This window comes from Devosia sp. 63-57, from assembly GCF_001899045.1.
GTDB lineage: Bacteria > Pseudomonadota > Alphaproteobacteria > Rhizobiales > Devosiaceae > Devosia > Devosia equisanguinis.
In genome coordinates, this window is the sequence record NZ_MKUY01000005.1 from 1 (window position 1) to 25,857 (window position 25,857).

General features: G+C 63.1%; 23 protein-coding genes. 6 read left to right on the forward strand and 17 right to left on the reverse strand.

Annotated elements, in window-relative coordinates; translation table 11 throughout:
* Nucleotides 1–394: 394 nt before the first annotated feature.
* A complete protein-coding gene (locus BGO80_RS08235) occupies nucleotides 395–2,359 on the forward strand; it encodes a M23 family metallopeptidase (protein ID WP_286720764.1) in 1,965 nt (654 codons plus the stop codon).
* A 60-nt stretch (nucleotides 2,360–2,419) separates the two neighbouring features.
* Here BGO80_RS08235 and BGO80_RS08240 read toward each other — a convergent pair whose 3' ends face one another.
* The 7 genes from BGO80_RS08240 to BGO80_RS08270 form a co-directional block, all read right to left on the reverse strand.
* Entirely contained in the window at nucleotides 2,420–2,761 is a 342-nt protein-coding gene (locus BGO80_RS08240) for a VOC family protein (protein WP_286720765.1), read from the reverse strand.
* Between the two features lie 149 nt (nucleotides 2,762–2,910).
* On the reverse strand, nucleotides 2,911–5,526 hold the full coding sequence (clpB, locus tag BGO80_RS08245; protein WP_286720766.1) for an ATP-dependent chaperone ClpB: 2,616 nt from the start codon (nucleotides 5,524–5,526) through the stop codon (nucleotides 2,911–2,913).
* A gap of 196 nt (nucleotides 5,527–5,722) precedes the next feature.
* The gene (locus BGO80_RS08250) at nucleotides 5,723–6,352 is read right to left on the reverse strand and encodes a DUF4167 domain-containing protein (protein ID WP_126150537.1); all 630 of its coding nucleotides are present in this window, start codon (nucleotides 6,350–6,352) and stop codon (nucleotides 5,723–5,725) included.
* A gap of 329 nt (nucleotides 6,353–6,681) precedes the next feature.
* On the reverse strand, nucleotides 6,682–7,533 hold the full coding sequence (gene prmC / locus BGO80_RS08255; RefSeq protein WP_286720767.1) for a peptide chain release factor N(5)-glutamine methyltransferase: 852 nt from the start codon (nucleotides 7,531–7,533) through the stop codon (nucleotides 6,682–6,684).
* 23 nt (nucleotides 7,534–7,556) lie between these two features.
* Nucleotides 7,557–8,633: a peptide chain release factor 1 gene (prfA, locus tag BGO80_RS08260; RefSeq protein WP_126150535.1), complete on the reverse strand. Its 1,077-nt coding sequence runs from the start codon at nucleotides 8,631–8,633 to the stop codon at nucleotides 7,557–7,559.
* A gap of 99 nt (nucleotides 8,634–8,732) precedes the next feature.
* Nucleotides 8,733–11,000 carry a phosphoenolpyruvate--protein phosphotransferase gene (ptsP, locus tag BGO80_RS08265; protein ID WP_286720768.1) on the reverse strand — a complete coding sequence of 756 codons (2,268 nt, stop codon included), beginning with the start codon at nucleotides 10,998–11,000 and terminating at the stop codon, nucleotides 8,733–8,735.
* 68 nt (nucleotides 11,001–11,068) lie between these two features.
* Nucleotides 11,069–12,334 (reverse strand): aspartate kinase, encoded by a 1,266-nt coding sequence (locus BGO80_RS08270; protein WP_126150533.1) that lies wholly within the window; start codon nucleotides 12,332–12,334, stop codon nucleotides 11,069–11,071.
* 166 nt (nucleotides 12,335–12,500) lie between these two features.
* On the opposite strand from BGO80_RS08270, the gene BGO80_RS08275 reads away from it, so the two are divergent.
* Both BGO80_RS08275 and ubiG read left to right on the forward strand, forming a co-directional pair.
* On the forward strand, nucleotides 12,501–13,742 hold the full coding sequence (locus BGO80_RS08275) for a hypothetical protein (RefSeq protein WP_286720769.1): 1,242 nt from the start codon (nucleotides 12,501–12,503) through the stop codon (nucleotides 13,740–13,742).
* 70 nt (nucleotides 13,743–13,812) lie between these two features.
* Nucleotides 13,813–14,556, forward strand: coding sequence for a bifunctional 2-polyprenyl-6-hydroxyphenol methylase/3-demethylubiquinol 3-O-methyltransferase UbiG (gene ubiG / locus BGO80_RS08280; protein WP_502686551.1), 744 nt, complete (start codon nucleotides 13,813–13,815; stop codon nucleotides 14,554–14,556).
* A 52-nt stretch (nucleotides 14,557–14,608) separates the two neighbouring features.
* On the opposite strand, the gene BGO80_RS08285 is transcribed toward ubiG, so the two are convergent.
* From BGO80_RS08285 to BGO80_RS08295, 3 genes are all read right to left on the reverse strand, one after another.
* Nucleotides 14,609–15,520, reverse strand: coding sequence for a hypothetical protein (locus tag BGO80_RS08285; protein ID WP_286720770.1), 912 nt, complete (start codon nucleotides 15,518–15,520; stop codon nucleotides 14,609–14,611).
* A gap of 195 nt (nucleotides 15,521–15,715) precedes the next feature.
* A complete protein-coding gene (locus BGO80_RS08290; protein WP_286720771.1) occupies nucleotides 15,716–15,982 on the reverse strand; it encodes a hypothetical protein in 267 nt (88 codons plus the stop codon).
* A gap of 104 nt (nucleotides 15,983–16,086) precedes the next feature.
* Nucleotides 16,087–16,458 (reverse strand): hypothetical protein, encoded by a 372-nt coding sequence (locus tag BGO80_RS08295; protein WP_286720772.1) that lies wholly within the window; start codon nucleotides 16,456–16,458, stop codon nucleotides 16,087–16,089.
* Between the two features lie 159 nt (nucleotides 16,459–16,617).
* On the opposite strand from BGO80_RS08295, the gene BGO80_RS08300 reads away from it, so the two are divergent.
* The 3 genes from BGO80_RS08300 to BGO80_RS08310 all read left to right on the forward strand — a co-directional run bounded on the left by BGO80_RS08300 (nucleotide 16,618) and on the right by BGO80_RS08310 (nucleotide 20,177).
* Complete coding sequence (locus tag BGO80_RS08300) at nucleotides 16,618–17,220, forward strand: hypothetical protein (protein ID WP_286720773.1); 603 nt, start codon at nucleotides 16,618–16,620, stop codon at nucleotides 17,218–17,220.
* 708 nt (nucleotides 17,221–17,928) lie between these two features.
* Nucleotides 17,929–19,782 (forward strand): dihydroxy-acid dehydratase, encoded by a 1,854-nt coding sequence (gene ilvD, locus BGO80_RS08305; protein WP_126150528.1) that lies wholly within the window; start codon nucleotides 17,929–17,931, stop codon nucleotides 19,780–19,782.
* 8 nt (nucleotides 19,783–19,790) lie between these two features.
* Nucleotides 19,791–20,177 (forward strand): GNAT family N-acetyltransferase, encoded by a 387-nt coding sequence (locus BGO80_RS08310; protein ID WP_502686552.1) that lies wholly within the window; start codon nucleotides 19,791–19,793, stop codon nucleotides 20,175–20,177.
* 132 nt (nucleotides 20,178–20,309) lie between these two features.
* Here the strand turns inward: BGO80_RS08310 and BGO80_RS08315 are convergent, their stop codons facing one another.
* The 7 genes from BGO80_RS08315 to grxC form a co-directional block, all read right to left on the reverse strand.
* On the reverse strand, nucleotides 20,310–20,990 hold the full coding sequence (locus BGO80_RS08315) for an ABC transporter ATP-binding protein (protein WP_286720774.1): 681 nt from the start codon (nucleotides 20,988–20,990) through the stop codon (nucleotides 20,310–20,312).
* On the reverse strand, nucleotides 20,987–22,189 hold the full coding sequence (locus BGO80_RS08320) for an ABC transporter permease (protein ID WP_286720776.1): 1,203 nt from the start codon (nucleotides 22,187–22,189) through the stop codon (nucleotides 20,987–20,989). The genes BGO80_RS08315 and BGO80_RS08320 overlap by 4 nt, the downstream gene beginning before the upstream one ends.
* Nucleotides 22,190–22,193: 4 nt before the next feature.
* Nucleotides 22,194–23,288 carry an efflux RND transporter periplasmic adaptor subunit gene (locus BGO80_RS08325; RefSeq protein WP_286720778.1) on the reverse strand — a complete coding sequence of 365 codons (1,095 nt, stop codon included), beginning with the start codon at nucleotides 23,286–23,288 and terminating at the stop codon, nucleotides 22,194–22,196.
* A 79-nt stretch (nucleotides 23,289–23,367) separates the two neighbouring features.
* Nucleotides 23,368–24,234 carry an aldo/keto reductase gene (locus BGO80_RS08330; RefSeq protein ID WP_286720779.1) on the reverse strand — a complete coding sequence of 289 codons (867 nt, stop codon included), beginning with the start codon at nucleotides 24,232–24,234 and terminating at the stop codon, nucleotides 23,368–23,370.
* Between the two features lie 24 nt (nucleotides 24,235–24,258).
* On the reverse strand, nucleotides 24,259–24,681 hold the full coding sequence (locus tag BGO80_RS08335; RefSeq protein WP_286720780.1) for a DUF1178 family protein: 423 nt from the start codon (nucleotides 24,679–24,681) through the stop codon (nucleotides 24,259–24,261).
* Between the two features lie 63 nt (nucleotides 24,682–24,744).
* The gene (locus BGO80_RS08340; protein WP_286720781.1) at nucleotides 24,745–25,572 is read right to left on the reverse strand and encodes a carbon-nitrogen hydrolase family protein; all 828 of its coding nucleotides are present in this window, start codon (nucleotides 25,570–25,572) and stop codon (nucleotides 24,745–24,747) included.
* A 5-nt stretch (nucleotides 25,573–25,577) separates the two neighbouring features.
* Nucleotides 25,578–25,832, reverse strand: coding sequence for a glutaredoxin 3 (gene grxC, locus BGO80_RS08345; RefSeq protein WP_126150520.1), 255 nt, complete (start codon nucleotides 25,830–25,832; stop codon nucleotides 25,578–25,580).
* Nucleotides 25,833–25,857: the final 25 nt, after the last annotated feature.

Consider the following 25,857-nt stretch of genomic DNA (forward strand, 5'->3'; position numbering starts at 1 on the left):
ATTTCAGTGGCTTGCTTCGTAACCCGCCGCCGTCTGGCGCCGCGCTCTTCAGCGATGAGCGGGTTATAGGGCCACCCCCCGAACCTGTAAACCCCCATCATGACAAATTCGACAAATTCGCTTCGTCCGGCAGGGTGCAACTGTGGGAAACTCGACTGAAACGCCCGAGATTTAAGGTGGTTCCGGCTGCCTCCACAAATGGGGACGAGGATGCGTTTTTTCAAGCCGCCAGCGTGAACACGGCCTGCCCTGGCGAACTATCTCGGCGAATCTCCCACAATTGCCGCATTTTTCTCCGATCAGCCTCTCTTGCGATGCTATAGAGTCGCCGCGACAGAGCCCTGCACCACGCCGTGCCGGCCTCTGTCACTCTATAATGGTCAAGGATGGCACGTTGAATTCAACGCAGAGACGTCGTCAGGTCGCCATGTTGCGCGCCGCCGGCTTTGAAGACAGCCCGGCTCTGACGGTTCAATCCACGGATGGCGAGATCCCCCAGGGCCGCGAACTCAGTTTCGCCTGGCTCAGCGGCACCGTGATGACTGGCCTGACCTCTGTTCTTCTTATGGGCGCCGCGCTTTATGTGTCCTTCCAGGGGCAAGACACCTTCTCGACCGCCTATGCCGCACTACAACTGGCTGCCCCCCGCATCGAACAGCCGACCGCCACCGACATAATGGCGAAGTCCTCGCGCCTGCGTCCCATCGCGGCCACCCGTTCCGACCTCGAAATCATCGAGGCCGCGATCCGGCAGAATGTCGATGGTCGCGAAATCATCCGCAACCAGCCCTTCACCCGCATCCGTGCCACGCTGGCCACCACGGCCACTTCGCTCTCCGCCGATGCGCCGGCTTATGATCCCGTAGCCATTCTCAACAAGACGCAGCCACTCAAGGTCGCAAGCCTCGATATTGCGACCGATGTCTATGGCACTGATGTCGATGGCGAGGTGGCGGTGCGTCAGGCGGCGATGCCGGCCAATTTCGTGCCGACACGCTCGATCTCGGATCAGTCGGCCGCCGAATTCGTGCGCGGTGTCGCCGAAGCCACTTTCTTCACGGACGGTCCGCCCCAGGCACTGGCTTATGCATCCTTTGGCCTGAGCAATAACAGCCCCACCCCCGGGGTCGCCGACAATCTTCTGACCGGTATTGCCGAAAACGTCACGGTGATGCCGAAGTCGACGCTTGGCGCCGACAAGGGCCAGGGCCGTACCGAGCGTTTCCTGACCGTGCGGGAGGTCGGGCCGCTGGCCGACACCCTGGTGCGCAACGGCTTTACCTCGGCCCAGGTGGTCATGGTGGAGAATACCCTCGCCAATCTCATTCCAGCCGGCGGCCTGCCGGCCGGGATCCGGCTACGTATCCTTTACGGCCCGCTGACCAGCGACCCGAACAGCCTCGTGCCCTATCGCATGTCGATCTACCGACCCGACGGCACGCAAGGCGACCGCCATATCGCCACCGTCGCCCTGTCGGACACGGGTCAATATGTGGTGGGCCTGCAGCCGGACTGGGTGGAGTTTCCCGAGGAAGATGTCGAGCAGATCAATGTGGGCAATCTGCCCACCGTCTATCGCTCCATCTGGGAGACCGGGCGCAAGCACGATCTCGACAATGACACCATCGAGCGCATCATCGGCATGTTCGCCTATGACGTGGACATGACCAAACGCATTACTGCCGGCGACACCATCGAGATCCTCGAGACCGCAGCGACGCCCGATGCCGAGCCGGAACTGCTTTATGTCGGCCTCAATCTGGGCGGCACCAAGCGGCAGCTCTACCGCTTCACCACCCCGGACGGCACCGTCGATTTCTTCGACCCCGATGGCGAGACGGGCAAGCGCTTCCTCAATCGTCGGCCGCTGGAAGGTGGAGGCACGTTGCGCTCGCGCTTCGGCTACCGCATCCACCCGATCTTCAAGACCCGGCGCCTGCATACCGGCGTCGATCTGGCCGCGCCAACCGGCACGCCCATCTATGCAGCGGGTGACGGCGTCATCACCTATTACAAATGGCAGTCCGGCTACGGCAACAAGGTCGAGATCCAGCACGTCAACGGCTACGAGACCGCCTATGGCCATATGTCTCGCTATGCCGATGGGTTGGGCGTGGGGTCGAAGGTCCGGCAGGGCCAGGTGATCGGCTATGTCGGTTCAACCGGCCAGTCGACCGGCCCGCACCTGCATTTCGAAGTCCTCATCAATGGCAATCTCGTCGATCCGCTCAGCGTCAAGCTGCCCAAGGACAATGTGCTGGCCCAGCAATATCGCGGCGAGTTCGAGCAGACCATGGCTCAGATCAACGACTTGTTGGCACGCGATCCCGCCCCTGTCAGCGTCGCTCAGGCCAATTAGGGCCGCGGCAAGCAAAGGCAATGGTCGGGCCCTGTCGTAACCAGGCCCGATCCCGCCGACCTATTCGTCCCTTGGCACATAGACGGCCATTTCATTGCCGCCCGGCTCGCGGAAATGAAACCGCCTTCCGCCCGGATAGTCGAACTGGCTGCGGGTCAGCACGCCACCTGCAGCAATAACGCGGGCCTCGGCGGCGTCGAGATCGTCGGTCCGCACCACCGCCATGGTCACAGCAACGCGCTCCTCTCCCTGATCGATGCCACCATCGATTCCAGCGCCATCCAAGGCGTCGTAATCGGGACCATAGCTGATCATTGCCCAGCCAAAAGCGTCGCGGAAAAAGTCGCTGGTCTTCGCCCGGTTGGTCGAGGGAAATTCTATATAGTCGAGTTTATCGGCCATGCCGGGTCTCCATAACGGGGCGCCGTGTCGGCGCCGTGCGTTGTTCCCGTTATGTTCTAGTCGAGTCTTGCGCGCACGGGAATAGCCGGCGCATAGATTTTCCGCATGGAAGGAAATGGGGCCAGTCTTTCGACCGGCCCCATTGCGGATCAGGCTGCCTCGCTTGCCGCGGCGCCCCCGCCGGGCAGTAACACAATGCCTTCTTCATCGGCATCGACCCGCACCCGCGTGCCGTCGGTGACCTTGCCCGAGAGAATCTCTTCGGCAAGTTCGTCCTGCACCTCGCGCTGAATGACGCGTTTCAGCGGACGGGCACCATAGGCGGGATCATATCCTTCATTGGCGAGCCATTCGCGTGCCCGCGGCGTCAGTTCGAGGGCGATATCGCGATCTTTGAGCAGCTTTTCGAGCCGTCCGAACTGGATATCGACAATCGAGCCCATATGCTCGCGACCGAGACGATGGAACAGCAGGATTTCATCGATGCGGTTGAGGAATTCCGGCCGGAAGGCCGCCTTGACCATATCGAGCACCTTGCCGCGCACCAGCTCCACCGATTCCCCGTCCTTGAGGTCGACGAGATATTCGGCGCCCAGGTTCGAGGTGAGAATGATGACCGTATTGCGGAAATCGACCGTGCGCCCCTGCCCGTCCGTCAGCCGCCCATCGTCGAGCACCTGCAGGAGGACATTGAACACATCCGGATGCGCCTTTTCGATCTCGTCGAACAGGATCACCTGGTAGGGCCGACGCCGCACGGCTTCGGTGAGCACCCCGCCCTCGTCATAGCCGACATAGCCCGGAGGAGCCCCGATCAGCCGGGCCACCGAGTGCTTTTCCATGAACTCGCTCATGTCGAGCCGCACCATGGCGGTCTCGTCATCGAAGAGGAACTGGGCCAGCGCCTTGGTCAGCTCGGTCTTGCCGACACCGGTGGGCCCGAGGAACATGAACGAGCCGATCGGCCGGTTGGGATCCTGCAGGCCTGCCCGGGACCGCCGCACTGCCTTGGCGACGGCAGCGACGGCCTCGGACTGACCGATAACGCGGGCGCCAAGCGAGCCTTCCATGTGCAGAAGCTTCTCGCGTTCGCCTTCCATCATGCGGTCGACCGGAATGCCGGTCCAGCGCGACACCACTTGCGCAATGTCGGTGGGCTCGACGGTTTCCTTGGCCATGAGCGGATCCGGCTTGCCATCGCCATCCGGATCGTCGGCGGTCTTCAAGCGCTTTTCGAGTTCGGGAATGACGCCATAAGCCAGCTCACCCGCCTTGGCGAGATCGCCCTGGCGCTGTGCGATTTCCAGCTGCGAGCGGGCCGCGTCGAGCTCTTCCTTGATCTTGGTCGAACCTTGCAGGCGCTCCTTTTCGGCCATCCACTTGGCCGACAGCACCTGGGCCTGCTCTTCAAGACCCGAGAGATCGTGTTCGAGCCGTTCGAGCCGCGTGCGGGACCCGTCGTCATTTTCCTTCTTCAGCGCCTCGCGCTCAATCTTGAGCTGCATGATCTTGCGATCCAGCTCATCGAGGGCTTCGGGCTTGGAATCCACGGCCATGCGTAGACGCGCTGCCGCCTCGTCCATCAAGTCGATGGCCTTGTCGGGCAGGAAGCGGTCGGTGATGTAGCGGTTGGACAAGGTCGCGGCTGCCACCAGCGCCGAGTCGGCGATGCGGATGCCGTGATGCAGCTCATACTTTTCCTTGAGGCCGCGCAGGATCGAGATCGTATCCTCCACGGTCGGTTCGGGTACAAAGACAGGCTGGAAGCGACGGGCGAGCGCCGGGTCCTTTTCGACATGCTTGCGGTATTCGTCGAGCGTGGTCGCGCCGACGCAATGCAATTCGCCGCGCGCCAGAGCGGGCTTGAGCAGGTTGGAAGCATCCATCGCCCCATCCGCCTTGCCGGCACCGACCAGCGTATGCATCTCGTCGATGAACAGAATGATCTGCCCCTCCGCCGAGGTCACTTCGTTAAGCACCGCCTTGAGCCGCTCTTCAAACTCGCCGCGATATTTCGCGCCGGCAATCAGCGCCCCCATGTCGAGCGCCAGAAGGCTCTTGTTCTTGAGCGATTCGGGCACGTCGCCATTGACGATGCGGATGGCCAGGCCTTCGGCGATGGCGGTCTTGCCGACGCCGGGTTCACCGATCAGCACGGGATTGTTCTTGGTGCGCCGGCTCAGCACCTGGATGGTCCGACGAATTTCCTCGTCGCGGCCGATCACCGGATCGAGCTTTCCCTGGCGCACGTCTTCGGTGAGATCGCGCGCGTATTTTTTGAGCGCATCATAGGCGTTCTCGGCCGAAGCAGAATCGGCGGTGCGGCCCTTGCGGATCGCCTCGATGGCCGCATTGAGGCCCTGGGCCGTCACGCCGGCCGAAGCCAGGATCTTGCCGGCATCGCTGTCCTTTTCGATGACCAGCGCCAGGAGCAAGCGCTCCACCGCGACGAAGCTGTCGCCGGCCTTTTGCGCTGCCTGCTCGGCAGTATCGAAGACCTTGGCCAGCTCGCGGCTCAAATAGAGTTGGCCGGCATCGCCTGAGACTTTGGGAATCTTGTTGAGGGCGGCTTCGACACCGGCCCGCACGGCTTTGGGATCGCCACCGGCCCGTTCGATCAGCCCACTTGCCATGCCCTGGTCGTCATCCATCAACACCTTCAAGAGGTGGACGGGCGCGAACTGCTGGTGGCCCTTGCCGAGGGCGCCGGTTTGCGCGCTCTGAATGAAGCCGCGGGCCCGCTCGGTATATTTCTCGATATTCATGCAACTCTCCTTGTCTCGCCCGCCAGCCGGCCCATCAAGGCACCGTCACGGCGTCGGAAGCGTCGTTGGCAACAACGCCTGACCAAGCAGCGCGCGTTCCCACTGACCGATATATGGGGCGGCACGCGATGAGTTGAAGGGTACGTGACCCAAAAATGCGAAGGCCGGGCACTGGGCCCGGCCTTGAAGATTTGCCTTACTCGGCGGCGTTGGCATTGCTGCCAGCCGTGAGAAATGCCGGTAGTTCGCCGACATCTGGCTGCGGCGCATTGGCAGGGTCGGCAGCGCCTTCCCCACCGGCCGGGCGACGGCGGCGCGGGCGGCGTTCACGCGGCTTGCGCGGCGCAGCTTCACCATCGGCGGGGGCTGCAGCAGCCTCTTCACCAGCGGCGGCGGGCGCAGACGTCGTCTCGGCTGCCACGGGCTGCGGCGCGGGCTGGCTTGCATCGTCTTCGGCTTCATGGGCCTGGACTTGCTGCACCGGCTGCGGCGAGGAGAACCGCGAGTTCAGCTCGGACACGTCATCGTCGAAATCATTATCGTCCTGGCTCTGGCCTTCACGCTGGCCGTTCATGGCCTGCTGGGCAGAGGAGACGATGCGGAAATAGTGCTCGGCATGCTGGAGATAGTTCTCCGCCATCACCGAATCCCCGGACGATTGCGCGTCGCGGGCCAGCTGCAGATATTTCTCGGCGATATGAGCGGCATTGCCACGGACCTTCACGTCCGGGCCGTTGCTCTCATAGTTCCGCGACAGCGGATTAACATGCTTGCGCCCGCCATTGCGGCCACGCTGCCGGTTCTTATTCTGATTATTGGGTCTCATAGGGTCGCTTTGTCGAACTCTAGAAGTTAAGCGTGACATCTGGAGCGGGCCGGATCGTCAAATCCGGTCGGGCCCCGGCCCTGCGGACTGACACAGGCAGCCATACAGGGTGTAAACTGGCTTCATGAAGACCGTATGCGGTCGGCAACGACCTTGTCGGAAATATCCGCCCCACCCTACGCGTCGCTCCGGATCACCGCAGCCGCGCTGCCTCTGGCAGCCACTCAATCATCGGGTATGGTCGCTGCGGCGCCCATGATGCGCCGTTGACAGCGCCTGCAAACTAACCGCTTCGCAGGCTCTTGACCAGCACAAAGTGAAACGCGGCCCTATGGCCTGCTGATCTGGCTCTGCAGATGGTGCGCGCAAACCACACGATCAAGCCCGCCCAGGTCCTTGTGAACCACTATGTCGGCAAGGCCAGCATGCCCGAACAGCTCGGCGACCGATTGGCCCTGGTCATAGCCGATCTCGACCAGCACCTGCCCGCCGGGCCGCAGGAACCTGGGCGCCTCGGCGGCGATGATGCGATAGGGGACCAACCCATCTGGCCCGCCATCGAGCGCCAGCTTCGGATCGAACTGCTTCACCTCAGCGGCGAGCGTCTCGATGACGCCAGAGACGATATAGGGCGGATTGGAGACGATGAGATCGAACGGCGCTTCCCCCGGCGGCACCGCCCCGAACCAGTCACCGCGCGCAAAATCGAGCCGCCAGGCAACGCCATGCCGCTCGGCATTCTGCCGCGCCATGATCAACGCCTCGGGATTAATATCGGTCGCCAAGGCCGAAGCGTCGGACCGGTTGGCAAGGATCGAAATGGAAATGCAGCCCGTGCCGGTGCCCAGGTCGAGCAGCCGCCCGCCCGCCGGCAAGGCGGAGAGCGCCAGATCGACCAGCAATTCGGTGTCAGGACGCGGCTCGAGCGTCGCCGCATTGAGGCCGAAGGCCAGCCCATAGAATTCGCGCTCGCCAATGATACGGGCCACCGATTCACCGGTCATACGGCGCTGCATCAGTTCGGCAAGGCGCAGCGCGTCGGCCTCATCGACCGGCCGCTGTTCGTGGGTGGCGAGCGCCAGGCTATCCATCCCCAGAACATGGCCGGCAAGCAGTTTGGCGTCGAGCGCCGCGGTCTCGAAGCCGAGCCGGCCCAGAACGTCGCGCCAGCCGCGCCACAAGGCCCCGACGCTGATCGGCTCGCTCAGTTGATCGCCTCCATGGCGGCAAGCTGCGCCGCCTGGTTTTCGGTGATCAACGCTTCGATCAGCTCGTCGAGCGCTTCGCCCGAGATGACTTTATCGAGCTTGTAGAGCGTCAGGTTGATGCGGTGGTCGGTCACCCTTCCCTGCGGGAAGTTATAGGTGCGGATGCGCTCGGAGCGATCGCCGGAACCGACCTGGTTCTTGCGATCGGCGGAACGGGCACTGTCGCGCTCCTCGCGCTGGATTTCATAAAGCCGCGCCCGCAGCACCCGCATGGCTTCGGCGCGGTTCTGATGCTGGCTTTTCATGCTCGAGGTCACCACCAGACCGGTGGGCAGGTGGGTGATGCGCACGGCGGAATCGGTGGTATTGACGTGCTGCCCGCCGGCACCGGACGAGCGCATGGTATCGATGCGAATATCCTGGTCGCGGATTTCGATGTCGATGTCTTCGACCTCAGGCAACACCGCCACGGTGGCGGCAGAGGTGTGAATGCGCCCCGAACCCTCGGTGGCAGGTACGCGCTGCACCCGATGCACACCCGATTCGTATTTCATCCGCGCATAGACGCCCTTGCCGGTGACATTGGCGATGATTTCCTTGAAGCCCCCCATTTCGCCGGGGCTTTCTTCCATCACCGTTACCTTCCAGCCATGGCTGGCGGCATAGCGCTCATACATGCGGAAGAGGTCGCCGGCGAACAAAGCCGCCTCGTCGCCGCCCGTACCGCCGCGGATTTCAAGAATGATCGACTTTTCGTCGGCCTCGTCCTTGGGCAGCAGCAGGATGCGGATCGACTGGAACAGCGCTTCGATACGCTCGTCGAGCTCTTCGATTTCGGCGGCCGCCATTTCGGCCATTTCCTTGTCGCCACTCTTGAGCAGGGTTTCGGCCTCGGCGCGATCCTTCACGGCCTTCTTGTAGGCCGTGATCTCGCCCACGATCGGGGAGAGGTCGGAATGCTCCTTGGAGAGCTTGGCGAACTCGTCCTGGCTCGCACCCCCGGACAGGGCCGCTTCAATATATTGGAAGCGCATTTCCAGCGCGTCGAGCTTGTCCTGGGGCAGTGAGGGCATGATGCAGTCTTTCCGGCGGCTATGCGGCTGGCTGTAAAGACCGCGCGGAGCAAGTTCAAGTCTTGTCTGGCCGGCGCGACGCCTGACCGACCGCCGGCATCAACCCAGCGGCAGGTTCTGCTTGGCGGCCCATTGGGTCAGCAGGGCGCGTACGCTCTGGCCATTGGCCCCGGCGCCGAGCGCCTTGGCGATCTCGTCCTGAATGGGCTTGAGCTCGAGATTGAGGATCATTTCCTTGATCGGACCGATCGAGGCCGGCCCCATCGAGAGACGCGTCATGCCGATGGCCATCAATGCCAAGGCTTCCATCGGCTTGCCGGCCAGCTCACCGCACATGGTGACCGGCTTGCCGTGGCGCGCAGCGGCGTCGACGACGAGCCGAATGGCGCGCAGACGAGGCAGGGCGATGGGATCATAGGCCTTGGAGACGCGCGGATTGGCCCGGTCGGCCGCGGTCAGGAACTGCACGAGATCGTTGGAGCCGATGGAGACGAAATCGGCCTCCGGCATGATCTGGTCGAGCTCGAACAAGAGCGATGGTACTTCCACCATGGCGCCGACTTCGAGCTTGGAGGGCACGGGATGGCCAGCGCGCCTGAGGCGGTCGACTTCCTTAGAGATGACCTGCTTGGTCAGCAGGAACTCGAAGGTCTCGGTGACCATGGGCACCAATACCTTGAGCGGACGCCCCTGGGCCGCCTGCAGCAATGCGCGGATCTGGGTACGCAGTAGCCCCGGCCGATCCAGCCCCAGGCGGATCGAGCGATAGCCCATGGCCGGATTTTCCTCCGCCGTGGCGCGCAAATAGGGCAGCACCTTGTCGCCGCCGATATCGAGCAGGCGGAAAACGATGGGGCGATCACCGGCAATGCCCATGGCCTCGGCATAGAGCTCGGCCTGTTCCTTGAGCCGGGGCAAGCGGCTGGCGATCATGAACTGCAATTCGGTGCGGAACAGGCCAACGCCCTCTGCCCCGGTATCGTCCAGCATGGGCAGGTCGGCGACGAGGCCGGAATTATGCAGCAGGGTGATATCAACCCCGTCGCGGGTAACGCTGGGCTTTTCCCGCAGCGCTGCGTAATGCGCGCGCCGCTTGGCGGAGATACGCACCTTGTCGACATAGGTCTGCTCGACCTCTGGCGTCGGCCGCAAATGCACCTGGCCCGCCGAACCGTCGATGATGATGTCATCTCCGGTTTCGCACATGGAAACGATCGATTCGGCCTGGCCGACGGCGACCAGGCCCAGCGAGCGCGCGACAATGGCCACATGGGCGGTGGCACCGCCCTCCTCCAGCACCACGCCGCGCAGCTTCTTGCGGTCATATTCGAGCAGTTCCGCCGGGCCCATATTGCGGGCCACGAGAACAGCATTGTCGGGCAGCTCGCGCTGCGCCGGCTGATGAGTATTGGTCAGAACGCGCAACAGCCGATTGGCCAGATCGTCGAGATCGTGCAGCCGGTCGCGAATATAGGGGTCGGTCTGGCGCAGCATGCGCGCCCTTGTATCGTTCTGAACCCGCTCGACCGCAGCTTCCGCACTCAGCCCGTTGTCGATGGCCTCGGTCAGCCGGTTCACCCAGCCCCGATCATTGGCGAACATGCGATAGGTTTCGAGGATCTCGCGATGGTCCGAACTGGGCTGCATGTCGCCATGGTCGAGCATGGCATCGATGGAGACGCGCATCGAGGCCAGCGCCGCATCCAGCCGCAGCTTTTCCGCATCGGTATCGTCGGCGATGAAATTGGTCACGACCACGCGAGGATCGTGCAGCACCACTTTGCCCAGCGCGATTCCATCGGTGAAACTGACGCCGTTGAACATGCGGGGCCGCCTGAGATCGATATCCGATCCTGGCTTGATCAGATTGTCGAAATCGCTGGTAGCGATCATCTCGGCCAAAATCGTGGCCGTGGTCAGCATGGCCTCGGTTTCGTCCTCGCCATAATGACGCCGCTCGGCGTTCTGGACGGTGAGAACGCCCAGTGTCTGCCCGGCGCGCAATACCGGCACGCCGAGGAAGGAATTGAATTTTTCTTCGCCGGTTTCCGGGCGATAGGCAAAGCCGGGATGGCTGGGCGCATCATCGAGACTGAGCGGCTCTGCCTCGGCGGCGATGAGACCCACCAGCCCTTCGCCCAGACGCAGCGTGGTCAGATGCACCGATTCGGCCTTGAGGCCCTTGGTGGCGAAGAGTTCGAGCGCGCCGTCGTCGCGCAACACATAGAACGAGCAGACATCGGCCCGCATGTTCTCGGCGATGAGGGAGACGATCTTGTCGAGACGAGCCTGCGACGCCAGGGGCTCCGCCATCGTCTCGCGCAATTGCCGCAGGAGCACCCTCGGGCCGCCTATGGTCGTCACCATCGCCTCGTCAGGCAGCCCGCAAAGCCGCCCCCCTTGTCTGAGGACGCGGCCCCGGCTTGCGCGCGGGATCAGGCGTCCTGTCTGTCCAAACCGTAATAGGTGTGCAGAGCCCGAACCGCAAGCTCGGCATATTCTTCATCGATCAATACCGAGGTCTTGATTTCCGAAGTCGTGATCAGCTGGATGTTGATGCCCTTGTCAGCAAGCGCCTTGAACATCGAGGCGGCAACACCGGCATGGCTGCGCATGCCCACCCCCACGACGGAGACCTTGGCGCCGCCGCGCGAGCCGGAAAGGCGCGCATATTCGAAGCGCCCGCCATTGTCTTCCAGCGCCTTGACGGCCTTGTCATATTCGCTGTCCGGGACGGTGAAGGTGATATCGGTGGTGGCGCCATCATCGGCGATATTCTGCACGATCATGTCGACAATAATGCCCTTGTCGGCCAGCGTGCCGAAAATGGCAGCGGCGACGCCGGGGCTGTCCTTGACATCGCGCAGGGTGATCTTGGCCTCGGCCTTGGCGAGCGTCACGCCCGAAACGATCTGCTTTTCCATGATCTCATCCTCATCGCAGACAAGCGTGCCCGGAACGCCGGGGGTCCCATCGGGCGCGATCTGCGGCGCGTCCGGGTCATCGAAACTGGAGCGGACGGTCAGGCGCACCTTGTGCGCCATGGCCATCTCGACCGAGCGGATCATCAGCACCTTGGCGCCGAGCGAGGCCATTTCCAACATTTCCTCGAAGGAAACGCGGGTCATGCGCTGGGCCTTGGGCACGATGCGCGGATCGGTGGTGTAAACGCCGTCCACATCGGTATAGATATCGCAGCGATCCGCGCCCACGGCGGCGGCGACAGCGACCGCGGAGGTATCGGAACCACCCCGACCCAGCGTCGTGACGCGGCCCTGAGGCGAGATGCCTTGGAAGCCGGTGATGACAGGCACCCAGCCCGCCTTCATGCGCTTGTCGAGCTCGGTCGGGTCGATATCGACGATGCGCGCGGCGCCATGGGCGTCGTCGGTGTGGATCGGCACCTGCCAGCCGGCAAAGCTGCGCGACTGAATGCCCATTTCGCTGAGCACGATGGCCATGAGCCCGGCCGTCACCTGCTCGCCCGAAGCGACCACGGCGTCATATTCACGCGCATCGTGGAATTTGCTGGCCTCGTTGACCCAGCCGACCAGTTCATTGGTCTTGCCGCTCATGGCCGAAACCACGACGGCCACCTCATTGCCGGCCTCCACCTCGCGCTTGATGTGGCGGGCGGAATGGCGGATGCGTTCGACACTGGCCATCGAAGTGCCACCGAACTTGACGACGATACGGGCCACTTGCTTCCCCGGTCCTCCGCCGAACCCGGCGGTACGCTTTCAATCGGGCGGGGACATGCCATAAAGCGGCAGCGCAATCAATGGTCATTGCTGGCGCACCCCTCATATGCGGGGTGCCTGCTGGGAAAAGCTGCGGCAGGGTCTAAACTCTTCCGGAGATTAGCCGATGCTGCGTCGCCTCTGTCTTGCCCTGACCTCTTGTGTAGCCCTTGCGGCCCCTGCCGCGGCACAGGATGCCGCCGAACAAGCTTTCATCGATTATCACACAGCGCGCGCCATCGACGCGCAATGCCACTTCCTGCGCTATTTCGAACTCAGCACCATGCGCAATGTGGAACTCAATCTGCTGGCCCCCCTCTGGTTTACCGCGGCCCATGATAGCGGCAAGATCGATGACGGGGAGTATTTGGCTGCCTATGAGAAGCTCGCCGAAGCGGGGCGGGCGAAGGCGGCAGACATCGACTGCGCCGACCAAGCCAAGGCAGCGCCTTTCATCCTCAAGCTGCGCGAACTGACAGCCATCCTCATCTATTCGGATCTGATCATCGCCTTCGACGGCAACGGGTTGAGTGACGAACAGCGCCAGGCCGCGCAAATCTACGAGGCAATGATCTCGCCACTCTACGGCGAGACCTGGCCGCGCTTTGTCGACTATGCCCGTAGCCAGGCGCAGATCAGGTACAATCAGGCCGCCCAGAAGGACGACGACTCAAACCCCCTTGCCGGCATGTGGGATGACGACCCCGAGATGAAGGCAGAACTGGAGGCCTATGGCCTTAGTGACGACGGCGTCTACGTGGAAGCACTGCGCAAGGACGCAACTCGCATCATTGATGCCATGCTGTTCGACCTGACCGCCGGCGAAGCCGGCTACCGGGTGCGCTCGGCCTATCTGCCCAATGACACCGCCATTGACCTAATGGTCGATGGCAATGGTACGACCCGCTATGAACTCATCGACATTCCCGGCGCCTACGAGACGCTCGAGGGGACCGGACCGGTGAACCTGATCTTCGCCTCGACACCAGAGGGTGAATTGCTGGCCATGACCTGGGGAGAGAACGCCAGAACGCTGCTGGCCAGCGGTTCGCTGACAGTGCTCGCCAATCCCAATAAGCTCACCCCCGAGCAAACGACCAGCTTTTCCTACATTCGCAGCCAGGACTGGTTGGACGATGCGAGGGTTTTTACCGCGCAGGTTTCCGAGGAGACCTGCATCGGCGGGCCGTGTTTCGTCTTCCCCAAGGAAGCGCTCGACACCATATTGGCCGGCTCAGCCAACCAGTCCTATCGCTTCTTCGTTTCCAGCGCCGCCAATCCCGCCATGCCGATGCCGGACAACAACCAGATCCAGACCGGATTCACCTATATTCTCCACAACTGGATGACCTACAAGTCCAGCCAATAGGGCTGCGACACGGAGCGCCTTGCCCGCGAGGGGGTGGAGAGGTCATATGGGGACCGCAAGGAGCCTGCCCATGACCGCCACCACCGTCAACGATGCCGAAGTCGCCAAATTCACCGCGATGGCCGAGCAGTGGTGGGACCCCAAGGGCAAGTTCAAGCCGCTGCACAAGTTCAACCCGGTGCGGTTGAGCTATATTCGCGACAACCTCGTGCGCCATTTCGGCCGCGACCCGGCCTCGATCCGTCCCTTCGAGGGAATTTCAATCCTCGATGTCGGCTGTGGCGGCGGTCTGTTGTGCGAGCCACTGACCCGGTTGGGTGCCAAGGTGACCGGCATCGACGCGGCCGAGCGCAATATCCGGATCGCGCAAATCCATGCCGAACAGTCGGGGCTGAATGTCGACTATCGCGCCACCACCAGCGAGGCCCTGGTGGCCGCCGGCGAAAAATACGATGTAGTGCTCAACATGGAAGTGGTCGAGCATGTCGACAATGTCCCGCTCTACATGAAGTCCTGCGCCGACCTCGTGGCCCCCGGCGGATTGATGTTCACCGCCACGCTCAACCGAACTGCGCGGTCTTGGGCCCTGGCGGTGATCGGCGCCGAATACATCCTGCGCTGGCTGCCGCGTGGCACCCATGACTGGAAGAAATTCCTCACCCCCGAGGAGATCAACGCCCAGTTGCGTCGCAACGGGCTTTCGGTGATCGACGAGACCGGCGTGACCTTTAATCCCATTGCCGATAGCTGGGGCCTCTCGCCTGACATGGCGATCAATTACATGATTTTGGCCGAACGGCCTGCCGCCAAATAGGTGCCGGCCGCCACGGGCATGGCGGCCGGCGTCATGTGCCTGACTGGGCAGGTCAGAACACATAGACCATGAGCGTTCCACCCTGGCGCTGCACGCCCAGGACGTGGCCGGCCTGATATTTGGTCCGGCCCAGCGCTGCGTTGATCAGCGCATCGGACGCAACCTGGCTCACCATGCGGTGGTAATCGCCATTCGACGCCAGCCAGCTGGCGATCTGCTGGCGCACCTGGGCACAGACGCGGATCGGGATCAGCTGGATACTGCTGGCGCGGTTCCAGTTATTGAGATTGGACTGGCGGAACAGCGTCACCAACTGGTTGGGATTGCTGCCGGCGCAGGCGGCCGAGCCATTGCTGCTGAAGCCGCCGGAACCGGAGCCGACATGGCTGGAATTCCCGCCATTGCTGCCATTGCCCCCATTCCCTCCATTGCCGCCGCCGGACCCGCCACCGCCGCCATTTCCACCACCGCCATTGCCGCCACCGTTACCGCCGCCGCCATTGCCGCCGTTTCCACCATTGCCGCCATTTCCGCCGCCGCCATTATTGCCACCGCCGCCGGAATTGTTGCCGATATCGACATTGACCAGGCCGTTGGGGCCACCAACATTGACGTTGGCACCGAGCGAACCGAGATTGGCATTGACGTCGACAATGCCGTTGGAGCCGAGCACCGAGGCGTCGACCAGAGGCTTGGAGCCGCCGCCGACATTGGTGGTGACCAGGCCTTCACTGCCGCCGAGGCCGACATTGACCAGACCGCTGCTGCCGGCATTGCCGCTCCCCAGGGTCACCAGCGCGCCGCTATCCGAGCCACCGATGACGCCCAACAGGCTTGAGCTGCTGGAACTGCCACCATCGGAGCCGCCGCCCAGCAGGCCGCCCAAAAGGCCATCTGCGAATGCAGCGGACGGCATCAGTGCCGCCACTACAACAATGGCCGTCAAATTCTTCCGAGAAATCATGACTACCTCCACTTCCGGCGACCAAGCGCCTCCTATGGGGAAATCATTCCGGAGCAGGGCGGACAAAAATATCCGCGCCTCTACTTAGATTTTGGTACAACAGGGATTGGAGTTAATAGATTTTAATCTGGTTAATCTGAATAGAATTTTATCGGTTAACCGATTTTGACTTGCCGGACCGCACAATGATGAGCGTCAGGCGCCATGCAGCTTGGGGAAGGTTTCCGGCCAGTAGGCGTCCTGTTCGAGAACCACATAGAGATGATCGGGGCGGCGCTGCAGCAGCAGGGTGATCGTCGGAACTATACCGTCAAGCCCCGGCTTGGGGGCATCCGACAGAACCAGGCGACCATCGCAGCGATGTTCGATGATGCCGGCCGTGAGTTCGGCATCGGCAACAAACAGGCGCAGGGCGCATTCGCCCAGGGGGACCTGCTCGATATGAACGAGATCGCAGCGCATGAACCGCTCCAGGTTGTCCTGGACCCAGACTGGCCGATCAGCGTTTCGAGAGGCTTAGTCCGGCAATGCGGAATTGTACGGCCCCGCATTGCCGGTTGCTGGCGTCAGACCTTCAGCAGATCGTCCTTGCGCACGGACAGCACCAGGCTGTCGCCTTCGACGCGGTCGATATGCTCGGGAAAGATATAGCGGTCGGAGGCCAGGAAGCCGTCCGCGTCCAGCACGACGAAACCTTCGCGCAGGGCCCGTTCTTTCATCTCGGTGGGCAGCTCGTCATCGGGACGAAAGACATCGGCGATGAGATTGGGCAGGGTGCGCGGGTCGTCTTCGAGCACCGGGCTGACGCCGGCGGCGTCGACATCCGGATGGTCCGGCGCCTCGTCGGTGGCACGGAAACTCTCGACCGTACCAATGGCATGCATGGCGCTGTCATAGACCTTCATGCCTTCGCGAATGTTCTCGGGAATAGCGTGCATTTCGGTTCTCCTCGGTTCGATAGAGGCAGAACGGCAGGAGCAGAGGAGTGTTCCTTCACCTTTTTGTCGGTGCGCCAGCGGACGCAATTGTGATCGCCCTTGTCTGAACCTCGAGGCGTTTCGGGGCATTAGCCCTGGAAACAAATCGAGTGATTGAACATGAAATCGACTGCCTGCGCGCTGCTGGCGTTCGGGGCGGCAGCGCTTTTTGCCTCGCCTGCCCTGGCCCAATCCCAGGGGACCGAGCCGTTTTCCGAGAGCAATGTCTTCGTCATGGGCGGTCCCTTCACGACCGGCTATTTTGGCGATGCCTTCCTGTTCTGGCAGGATCACTATGAATCCAACTTCTTTGCAGGCGTTGGCTACCAGCATTTCATCTATGCCAATGATGCCGGCTTCAAGTTCGGCGTCGAGGCTGGTCTCGGCCTGCGCGCCGGCGACAGGACCTCGGCGGAGCTCTGGGCTGGTGGCGTCGCCCGGTTCGATATGTTCCAACTGGGCGACATCCGCATCACCCCATCCCTTACGGCAGGATTTTCTGTGGTGACCGACACGATCGGCATCGAGACCGAAAGGGCCGAGACCATCAATCGCGGCGTGCCGATCCTCTACTATCTCGGCCCCGAAATCGCCGTTTCGCATGTCGAACATGCGCAACTGGAGGCTTTTGCCCGTATCCAGCACCGCTCGGGCGGTTTTGGCTCGATTGCTCATATCGATGGGTCCAATGCGGCGACGCTGGGCGTGCGCTATAAATTCTAGTGAAGCGAGCCTGCATAGTGTTCTGCGCAAGCGAAATCTCCGCACGGCGCCTGGCGCCTGCGGGTACTGCGGGATGGGGCGAGCTTCGCCTCGGTGCCGGTCGTCCGGCGAAAAATAGATGGTGAGGAAAACCTCGCCCCATCACTGACGAAGACTCTTCGGGGTGGACCGTCCGTGGCTTAAGCGCGTGCCAAACGCTGGAGCCTTGCTCCCGGACCGGGCGCTCGAATCGGTCCCGGATCATCCAACCGCCGAAGGACCATGGGCGACCCCATGATCATCCGCCATTCCCGCACCGACCGTTCGTCGCGACCGCGCAGCATGTGCGGGAATGCTGCGAGTATGGTCCGGCAGTTGGGGAGGGTGGATAAGTTTTTGAAAGCGGCTGAACCCTCGGTAGCCTCAGGCTTGATTTGAGACAGGCGACCAATTCCGCCGAACCACCAGGTTTCATTCTGTGGAGGGGCGCGGAGGCATGACGTCTGGATCATTTCAAACGTGCAGGGATCGAGGCAGGGGTGTGTGGCCCCGGGTCGAGCCCGAGGGCGGTTCGGTGCAGACAGACTGCGTCAGCGCAACCTGGAGGGCTCGCAACTGCATAACCGTACCGTACGGTACGGTACGGAAAATTCTTGCCGCCGGGCTGGAATGGGTCTAAACAGGGCCATTATAGAACCGGCCCCACCGGCAGCTTTCGAGGACTTCGCCATGCCCGCCTATCGTTCACGCACCACCACCCATGGCCGCAACATGGCCGGCGCGCGCGGATTGTGGCGCGCCACGGGCATGAAGAACGAGGATTTCGGCAAGCCGATCATCGCCGTGGTGAACAGCTTCACCCAGTTCGTGCCCGGCCATGTGCACCTGAAAGATCTCGGCCAGCTCGTTGCCCGCGAGATTGAAGCGGCCGGCGGCGTCGCCAAGGAATTCAACACCATCGCGGTCGATGACGGCATCGCCATGGGCCACGATGGCATGCTCTATTCCCTGCCTAGCCGCGACATCATCGCGGACTCGGTGGAATATATGGTCAATGCGCACTGCGCCGACGCCATGGTTTGCATCTCCAATTGCGACAAGATCACTCCCGGCATGCTCAATGCCGCCATGCGCCTCAATATTCCGGTGGTCTTCGTCTCCGGCGGGCCGATGGAAGCCGGCAAGGCGATCGTCAAGGGCAAGCTGCAGGCGCTCGACCTGGTCGATGCCATGGTGATGGCCGCCGATGATCACTATACCGACGAGGAAGTGCAGGCCGTCGAGGAAAATGCCTGCCCCACCTGTGGCTCCTGCTCGGGCATGTTCACCGCCAATTCGATGAACTGCCTGACCGAAGCGCTGGGCCTCAGCCTGCCGGGCAATGGCTCGACGCTGGCCACCCACTCCGATCGCAAGCGCCTGTTCCAGGAGGCCGGGCACCTGATCGTCGATCTGGCGCGCCGCTATTACGAGCAGGAAGATGAGAGCGTTTTGCCGCGCTCCATCGCCACCAAGCAGGCTTTCGAGAACGCCATGGCGCTCGACATCGCCATGGGCGGTTCGACCAATACCGTGCTGCACATTCTGGCCGCTGCGCATGAGGGCGGCGTCGATTTCACCATGGACGATATCGATGCGCTGAGCCGTCGCGTCCCGGTGCTGTCCAAGGTCGCTCCGGCCAAGAATGACGTGCACATGGAAGACGTGCATCGCGCTGGCGGCATCTTTGCCATTCTTGGCCAGCTCGACCGCGCCGGGCTGATCAATCGCAAGGAACCCACCGTCCATGCCACGACCATGGGCGACGCCATCGACAAATGGGACATCTCCCGCACCAATTCGGAAAGCGTGCGCAATTTCTACATGGCCGCTCCAGGCGGCGTGCGCACAACGCAGGCTTTCTCCCAGTCCAATCGCTGGGCGGAGCTGGACACCGACCGCACCAATGGCGCCATCCGCTCGGCCGATAATCCCTTCTCCAAGGACGGCGGGCTCGCCGTGCTCAAGGGCAATATCGCGCTCGATGGCTGCATCGTGAAGACGGCGGGCGTCGACGATTCGATCCTGAAATTCACCGGCCCGGCTCGCGTGTTCGAAAGCCAGGACTCCACCGTCAAGGCCATTCTCAGCAACGAGATCAAGGAAGGCGACGTCATCGTCATCCGCTATGAAGGCCCGCGCGGCGGCCCCGGCATGCAGGAAATGCTCTATCCGACGAGCTACCTGAAATCCAAGGGCCTCGGCAAAGCCTGTGCGCTGCTGACCGATGGCCGCTTCTCGGGTGGTACGTCGGGCCTCTCCATCGGCCATGCTTCGCCCGAAGCGGCCGAAGGCGGCGCCATCGGGCTGGTGCGCGAAGGCGACATCATCGAAATCGACATCCCCAACCGCACCGTCAACGTGCTGGTGACCGATGCCGAACTGGCAGCGCGCCGCGCCGAGCAGGACAGGATCGGCTGGAAGCCAGCCCAGCCGCGCAAGCGTAAGGTGACCACCGCGCTCAAGGCCTATGCCGCCTTCGTCACCTCCGCCTCCAAGGGCGCAGTGCGCGACGTCGACGCCATCAACAAGATGATGGACTGATCCCAGACGTGATCGCCTATCGGATCGACCCGCATCCATCCGATCAGGAACTCGACAGCCTCTGGCGGCGCGCCTGGACCGCGCCGCTGGGACGATCCTATCAGCCGATCCTGGCGCGAAGCCTGGGTCACATCGGTGCCTATGAGGGCAAGCAGCTGCTGGGATTTGTCAACATCGCCTGGGATGGCGGCGTGCACGCCTTCATTCTCGATACCTGCACCGATCCAGATTTCCAGCGCCGTGGCATTGCGACCGAACTGGTGCGGCAGGCCGCGCTCCTCGCGCGCGAGCGCGGCGCCGAATGGCTGCATGTCGATTGCGAGCCGCATCTCGACGCCTTCTATCGCGGCTGTGGTTTTCGGCCCAGCGCCGCCGGCATCATGAAATTGTCGTGACAAGCCCGCCGACCGGTGCTAACACCCGGCTCAGCCACTCAGCGGTCTGCCAAGACAGCTGAACTGGTCAGGTTCGATAGCGGGGATTCCACCCTCCCTATCGAACCGACCCTAATCCCCCCGACATCGCCATCACTCAGAGACTGTCTTGCCGTCGACCACTTTGATCTGCCTTTTGCAGGCGGCAGCGATCTTTTCGTCATGGGTGGAGATGAGGAAGGTCGTCTTTTCCTGTTCATTGATCTCAGCGATCAGGCCCATGACCTGCTCGGCCGATTCGCGATCGAGATTGCCGGTAGGCTCGTCTGCCAAGACCAGTTCGGGCTGGTTCATCAGGGCCCTTGCGATGGCCACGCGCTGCTTCTGACCACCCGACAGGGCGGTGGCACGAAAATCCATGCGATGGGCGAGGCCCACGCGATCCAGCAATTGCTCGCCCCGCCGCCGCGCCCCGGCGGTTTCCCGCCCCTCGGCAATGGCGGTGGGGAAGATGACGTTTTCGAGCGCAGTGAAATCGGGCAGCAGATGGTGGAACTGGAAGACGAAGCCGATATGGCGATTGCGGAACTCGGTCAGCGCCGCATCCCGCGCCCGGGTCAGGTCCTCGCCCAGCATGATGTGCTGCCCGCTCGTCGGCTGCATCAGCGTGCCCAAAATGGTGAGGAGGGTAGACTTGCCCGAGCCGGAGGGACCAAGAAGCGCGGCCAGATCGCCCTCGGCCAATTCCATGTCCAGGCCCTTGAGCACGCGCGTTTCCGCCTCGCCCTCGCCATAGGTCTTGACCAGATCGCGCACGGTAACGAGCGCACTCATTGGCCGATCACCGAAACCGGGTCCACACGCGCCGCGGCGCGGGCAGGCAGGATGGAAGCGAGGATGGCGCCAATGGCGGTGAGCGCGATGGCAAGGCCATAGGCGCCCTGACGCACATCGACCGGCAAGCCGCCGGGCTGCGCATTTTCCGGCACCGGGAAGGGCGAGAGCGCAAGATAACCCAGCCCCGCGCCGATCAGCCCGCCCAGAATGCCGATCAGGGCGCCCTGAACCACGAAGACCAGCACCACGAAGCCGCGGCTGGCCCCGAAGGCGCGCATGATGCCGATCTCGGGCCGGCGCCGATAGGTGGAGAGCAGCAGCGCTGAGGCGACGCCAATGACGATGGTAATAAGCGCAAAGGCCTTGATGAGATTGCCCGAACTGGCCTGGGCCCGGAGCCCATCGAGCAATTGCGCATTGCCCTCGGTCCAGGGTGTCGCCTTGAGCCCGGTATCGGCGGCGATGCGACGGGCAAACTCGGCGGCGCGGTTGAGATCGTCGAGCTTGATTTCGACGCGGCTCAGCCCCTGCGGCAATTCGAACAGGGTTCGCGCGGTCGCGGTGCTGACAAAGGCAGCGCGGGCATCGAGGGCGTCGAGCCCGATGGAGAAGATGCCGGTGACCACCAGGGGCCGCTCGACATTGCGATCCGATTGCAGCCGAATGACCTGGCCGACGCCGATGCCGAGATCATCGGCCAGCGTCTTGCCGATGATGACGGTGGAATTGGTGAGCACGGTATCGCCGGCCACGATGCGCTTGCCCAGATCGGCAATGGCGGACACCTTGTCGGCCTCGACGCCGGTGACGCCGACCGGGGCACGGGACTGGCCGCGAATGACAAAGCCATTGCCCACGATCTGCGGCGACACGGCCTTGACCCCGGCCATGGCCTCGATGGAGGGCAGGAAGGCTTCGGCGGTGCGCAGCGTCTCGCGTTGCCCGCTCGCCCGCTGCTGCACCAAAAGCGTATCGGTTTCGGCCAGCAACAGGCCCGCCTCGCGGCTCGGCGCCTCGATGGTGACGTGGGAAATGTCGCCGACCGTGCGCTGCACCAGATAGCTCGCCAGCCCGCCGATCAGCGCGCTCATGAAGATGAAGACGAAAACCCCCACCGCCACGCCGGCAATCAGCAGGCCCGTTTGCGCCTTGTTGGAAGTGAGATAGCGCCAGGCGATCTTGAAGCCGTAGATCACCGCCCTACTCCGCCGCCGCCATGTCGCCCGCCTCGACGGCGGTGGGATCGAGAATGACCACGTCACCGGCCTTGAGGCCGGACGTGACGATGACACGCTCGGCCGGCCAGTCGTCGAAATCAATCGGTCGTGTGGTCGCGACGCCGTTTTCGATCACCAGGACATGGCTCTGCGTGCCCTCGGTCACGATGGCGCCGCGCGGGATGGACAGCGCGTCGGGCACTTCCTCGACGATGACATTGGCGTTGACCGTCAGCCCCACCGGTAGGGACACCTTGTCGTCAAAGGCGATCTTGATAGCACGGCCACCGGTGGATGCATCCACCGTAGGCGCTGCGAACACCACCGTGCCGTGCTGGGCGACGGTGGCACCGACTGGCTTCAGCAGGGCCTTGAGACCGCTGGTGACGCGGGAGGAATAGAGCTCGTCGACATCGGTTTCGACCACGAGGTCATTGGTGTCGGCGACGACGAAAAGCTGGGTCTGAGGATCGACCAATTGCCCCTGGTCGACGCCGCGCGACAGAACCACGCCCGAGATCGGCGCGGTGATGGTATATTGGGCGCGCTGCTGTTCTACCTGGTCCAGAGCGGCCTGCAGGCGCGCGGTCTCATTGGCGGCGGCAGCCAGCGCCAGCTCGGCATCCTGCAGGCTGGAACGGGTGGTATTGTCGCCCAGGGCCCGGGTGCGCTCGGCGGTGGCGGCGGCCTGGCTCTGCTTGACCTGCTGGGAATCGAGCGCCGCCTTGGCCTGCTGCCATTGCGCCTGCACCAAAGCCGTATCGAGTTCGACCAGCACCTGCCCCGCCGAGACCTCATCGCCCTCGGCAGCACCGATCAGCACCGCCTGCGAGGAGACCGCGGCGCGCACCGTCACCGAGGTGCGGGCGGCGATGCGCCCATTGACCGCGAGCACCTGCGATACCGGTCCTGCTGCCACGGTTTCGGTGGCGACCAGATTGGCCCTGGCCTCCCAGGGGCGTTCGAACCAGGCATAGGCGCCCCCGCCGCCGACCAGCAGCAGCGCAAGCACCAGCCAGCCCCAACGGCGCTTGCGCCGCTTGAGGACGGGACGGGAGGATTTTTCGGGAGTGGCCACAGCACACCAGCCTTTTGACGCTATTGGACCCTATACGGCCCGCGCGCGCCAGCGGATTTGCTGCGGCCAAATTTATGCGTCAGGCGCGGCCGATGGCATCGAGCGCGGCGAAGTCCTCGTCGCTGAGATCGATGGCGGCAGCGGCCACATTGTCTTCCAGATGCTTGACCTTGCTGGTGCCGGGAATGGGCAGCATGATGGGGGAGCGCTTGAGCAGCCACGCCAGGGCGATCTGGCTGCCGCTGGCGCCATGCTTTTCCATGACGGCGCGGGCCTTTTCATGACCCTCCACCAGATCACCGCCGGCCAGCGGGAACCAGGGGATGAAACCGATGCTGTGCTTTTCGCAATAGTCCAGCACCGCTTCGCTCTTGCGATTGGCGAAGTTGTAAAGGTTCTGCACCGTTGTGACCTTGAAATACTTGCTGGCCTCTTCGATGTCGGCCACGCTCACCTCGGAAAGGCCGGCATGGCGGATGAGCCCTTCCTTCTGCATCGCCGCAATCACCTCGAACTGCTCGGCGCGCGGCGTCTTGGCGTCGATGCGGTGCAATTGCCAGAGATCGAGGCGCTCGAGCTTGAGCCGGCGCAGGCTGGTCATGACACCCTGACGCAGGAATTCCGGACGCCCCAGCGGCGGCCATTGATTGGGACCGCTGCGGGTCAGCCCGCTCTTGGTGGCGATGATGGTGCCCTTGTCATAGGGCGCCAGCGCTTCCCCGATCAGCTCTTCGCTGACATAGGGGCCATAGCTCTCGGCGGTGTCGATGAAGTCGACCCCGATCTCGGGCAGGCGCTTGAGCACGCGAATGGCTTCGTCACGATCCTTGGGCGGACCCCAGATACCCTCGCCGGTGAGGCGCATGGCGCCAAAGCCGAGGCGGTTGACCGTGAGATCACCGCCAATGGAAAACCTCCCCGACAGGGATGCGTCGAGCTTGGTCATGTCAGTCTCCTTGAACGGAAGAATTCAGTTGTCTTCGCCCATATCGGGCAGGGGCAGGAAGTCGATGCCCTCTTCGAGCAGGCTCACCACCTCCTCGCGCGTCGCCTCGCCATAGATGCCGCGGGCCTCGACCTCGTCGAAATGCATCTTGCGCGCTTCATCGGCAAAGCGATCGCCGACATAATCGGCTTCGGTCATCACCTTCCTGCGATAGTCGCGCAGCATCTCGCGGAAGCGGGCGAAATCGGGGTGGGCAGCCGAGAGCGGCACCCGCTCTGCATCGCTGCGGGCAATGGCCGGGGCCATCAGTGCCTTTTCGACCGGACTCGCGCCGCACACGGCGCATTCGACCAGGCCCCGCGCCTGCTGTTCGTCAAAGGCAGCGGCGCTCTTGAACCAGGCGTCGAAGCGATGTCCCTTCGAGCACTGAAGCGAATACTGGATCACGGCTCTCGTCGTTCGGTTACGGCGCAGGACCGCGCCAATCGGTTCAGCATATAGGACCGCCGCTCAGCTCTGCAAACCCGGGGGCGAAAAATCCCGCGCATTGGCCAGGGCCGGCACGCGGCCGCGCGCTTCGGTGACTGCGGCGGGATCGATCTCGGCGACCAGCACGCCGGGCCGATCGTGGTCGAGCTCGGCGATAATCTTGCCCCAGGGATCGATGATGAGCGAATGGCCAAACGTGGCCCGGCCATTCTCATGCTGGCCGCCTTGGGCGGCGGCGATGACATAGGAGCCGGTTTCGATGGCGCGGGCACGCAGCAGCACATGCCAATGCGCCTGGCCCGTGGGCACGGTGAATGCCGCCGGCACGGCGATGAGATTGGCCCCGGCATTGGCAAGGCTGTTGTAGAGGCGCGGAAAGCGCATGTCGTAGCAGATAGAAAAACCCAGCACCATGGCGCCGAGCGGCGCTGTTACCGCCTGTTCGCCACCCCTATAGGTGGCGCTTTCGCGATAGGCATTGAGCCCGGCAATATCGGCATCGAAAAGGTGGATCTTGTCATAGGTGGCGCGCTGCGTGCCATCCGGGCCGAACAAGACCGAGCGATTGGCGAAGCGCCCGTCCTCGAGCGGAATGGGCAGCGAGCCGATCTGGACGAACATGGCGTGCTCTTTGGCGAGCCGCCCCACCGCTGCCAATTGCGGATGGTTCTCGAAGGGGGCCGCCACCGCGCGCAGCTGCTCGCGGTTTTCCGGGAAGATCAGCGTCACCTCGGGGGTCAGCGCATAGTCTGCCCCCTGCCCCTTGGCTTCTGCGAGAAGCGGCACGAGCGCAGCAAGATTGGCGTCCGGATCAAGACCGGACTGCATCTGGATGGCGGCGATCTTCATGATGCCTACTGGGCCAGCAAGGGGTCGAGGCCGCCCTGACGATCGAGCGCAGCCATGTCGTCATAACCGCCCACATGGGTGGTGCCGATAAAGATCTGCGGCACGGTGCGCCGGCCATTGGCACGCGCCGTCATCGCCTCGCGCAGGGCCGGATCGAGCACGGTGATCTCGGTATAGTCGACGCCCTTGTCCGCCAGGAGCGCCTTGGCGGCGTGGCAATAGGGGCAGGTTGGGGTGGTGTAGATTTCGACCTTGGCCATTTCGGGCTCCGCCATTGGTTCTCTG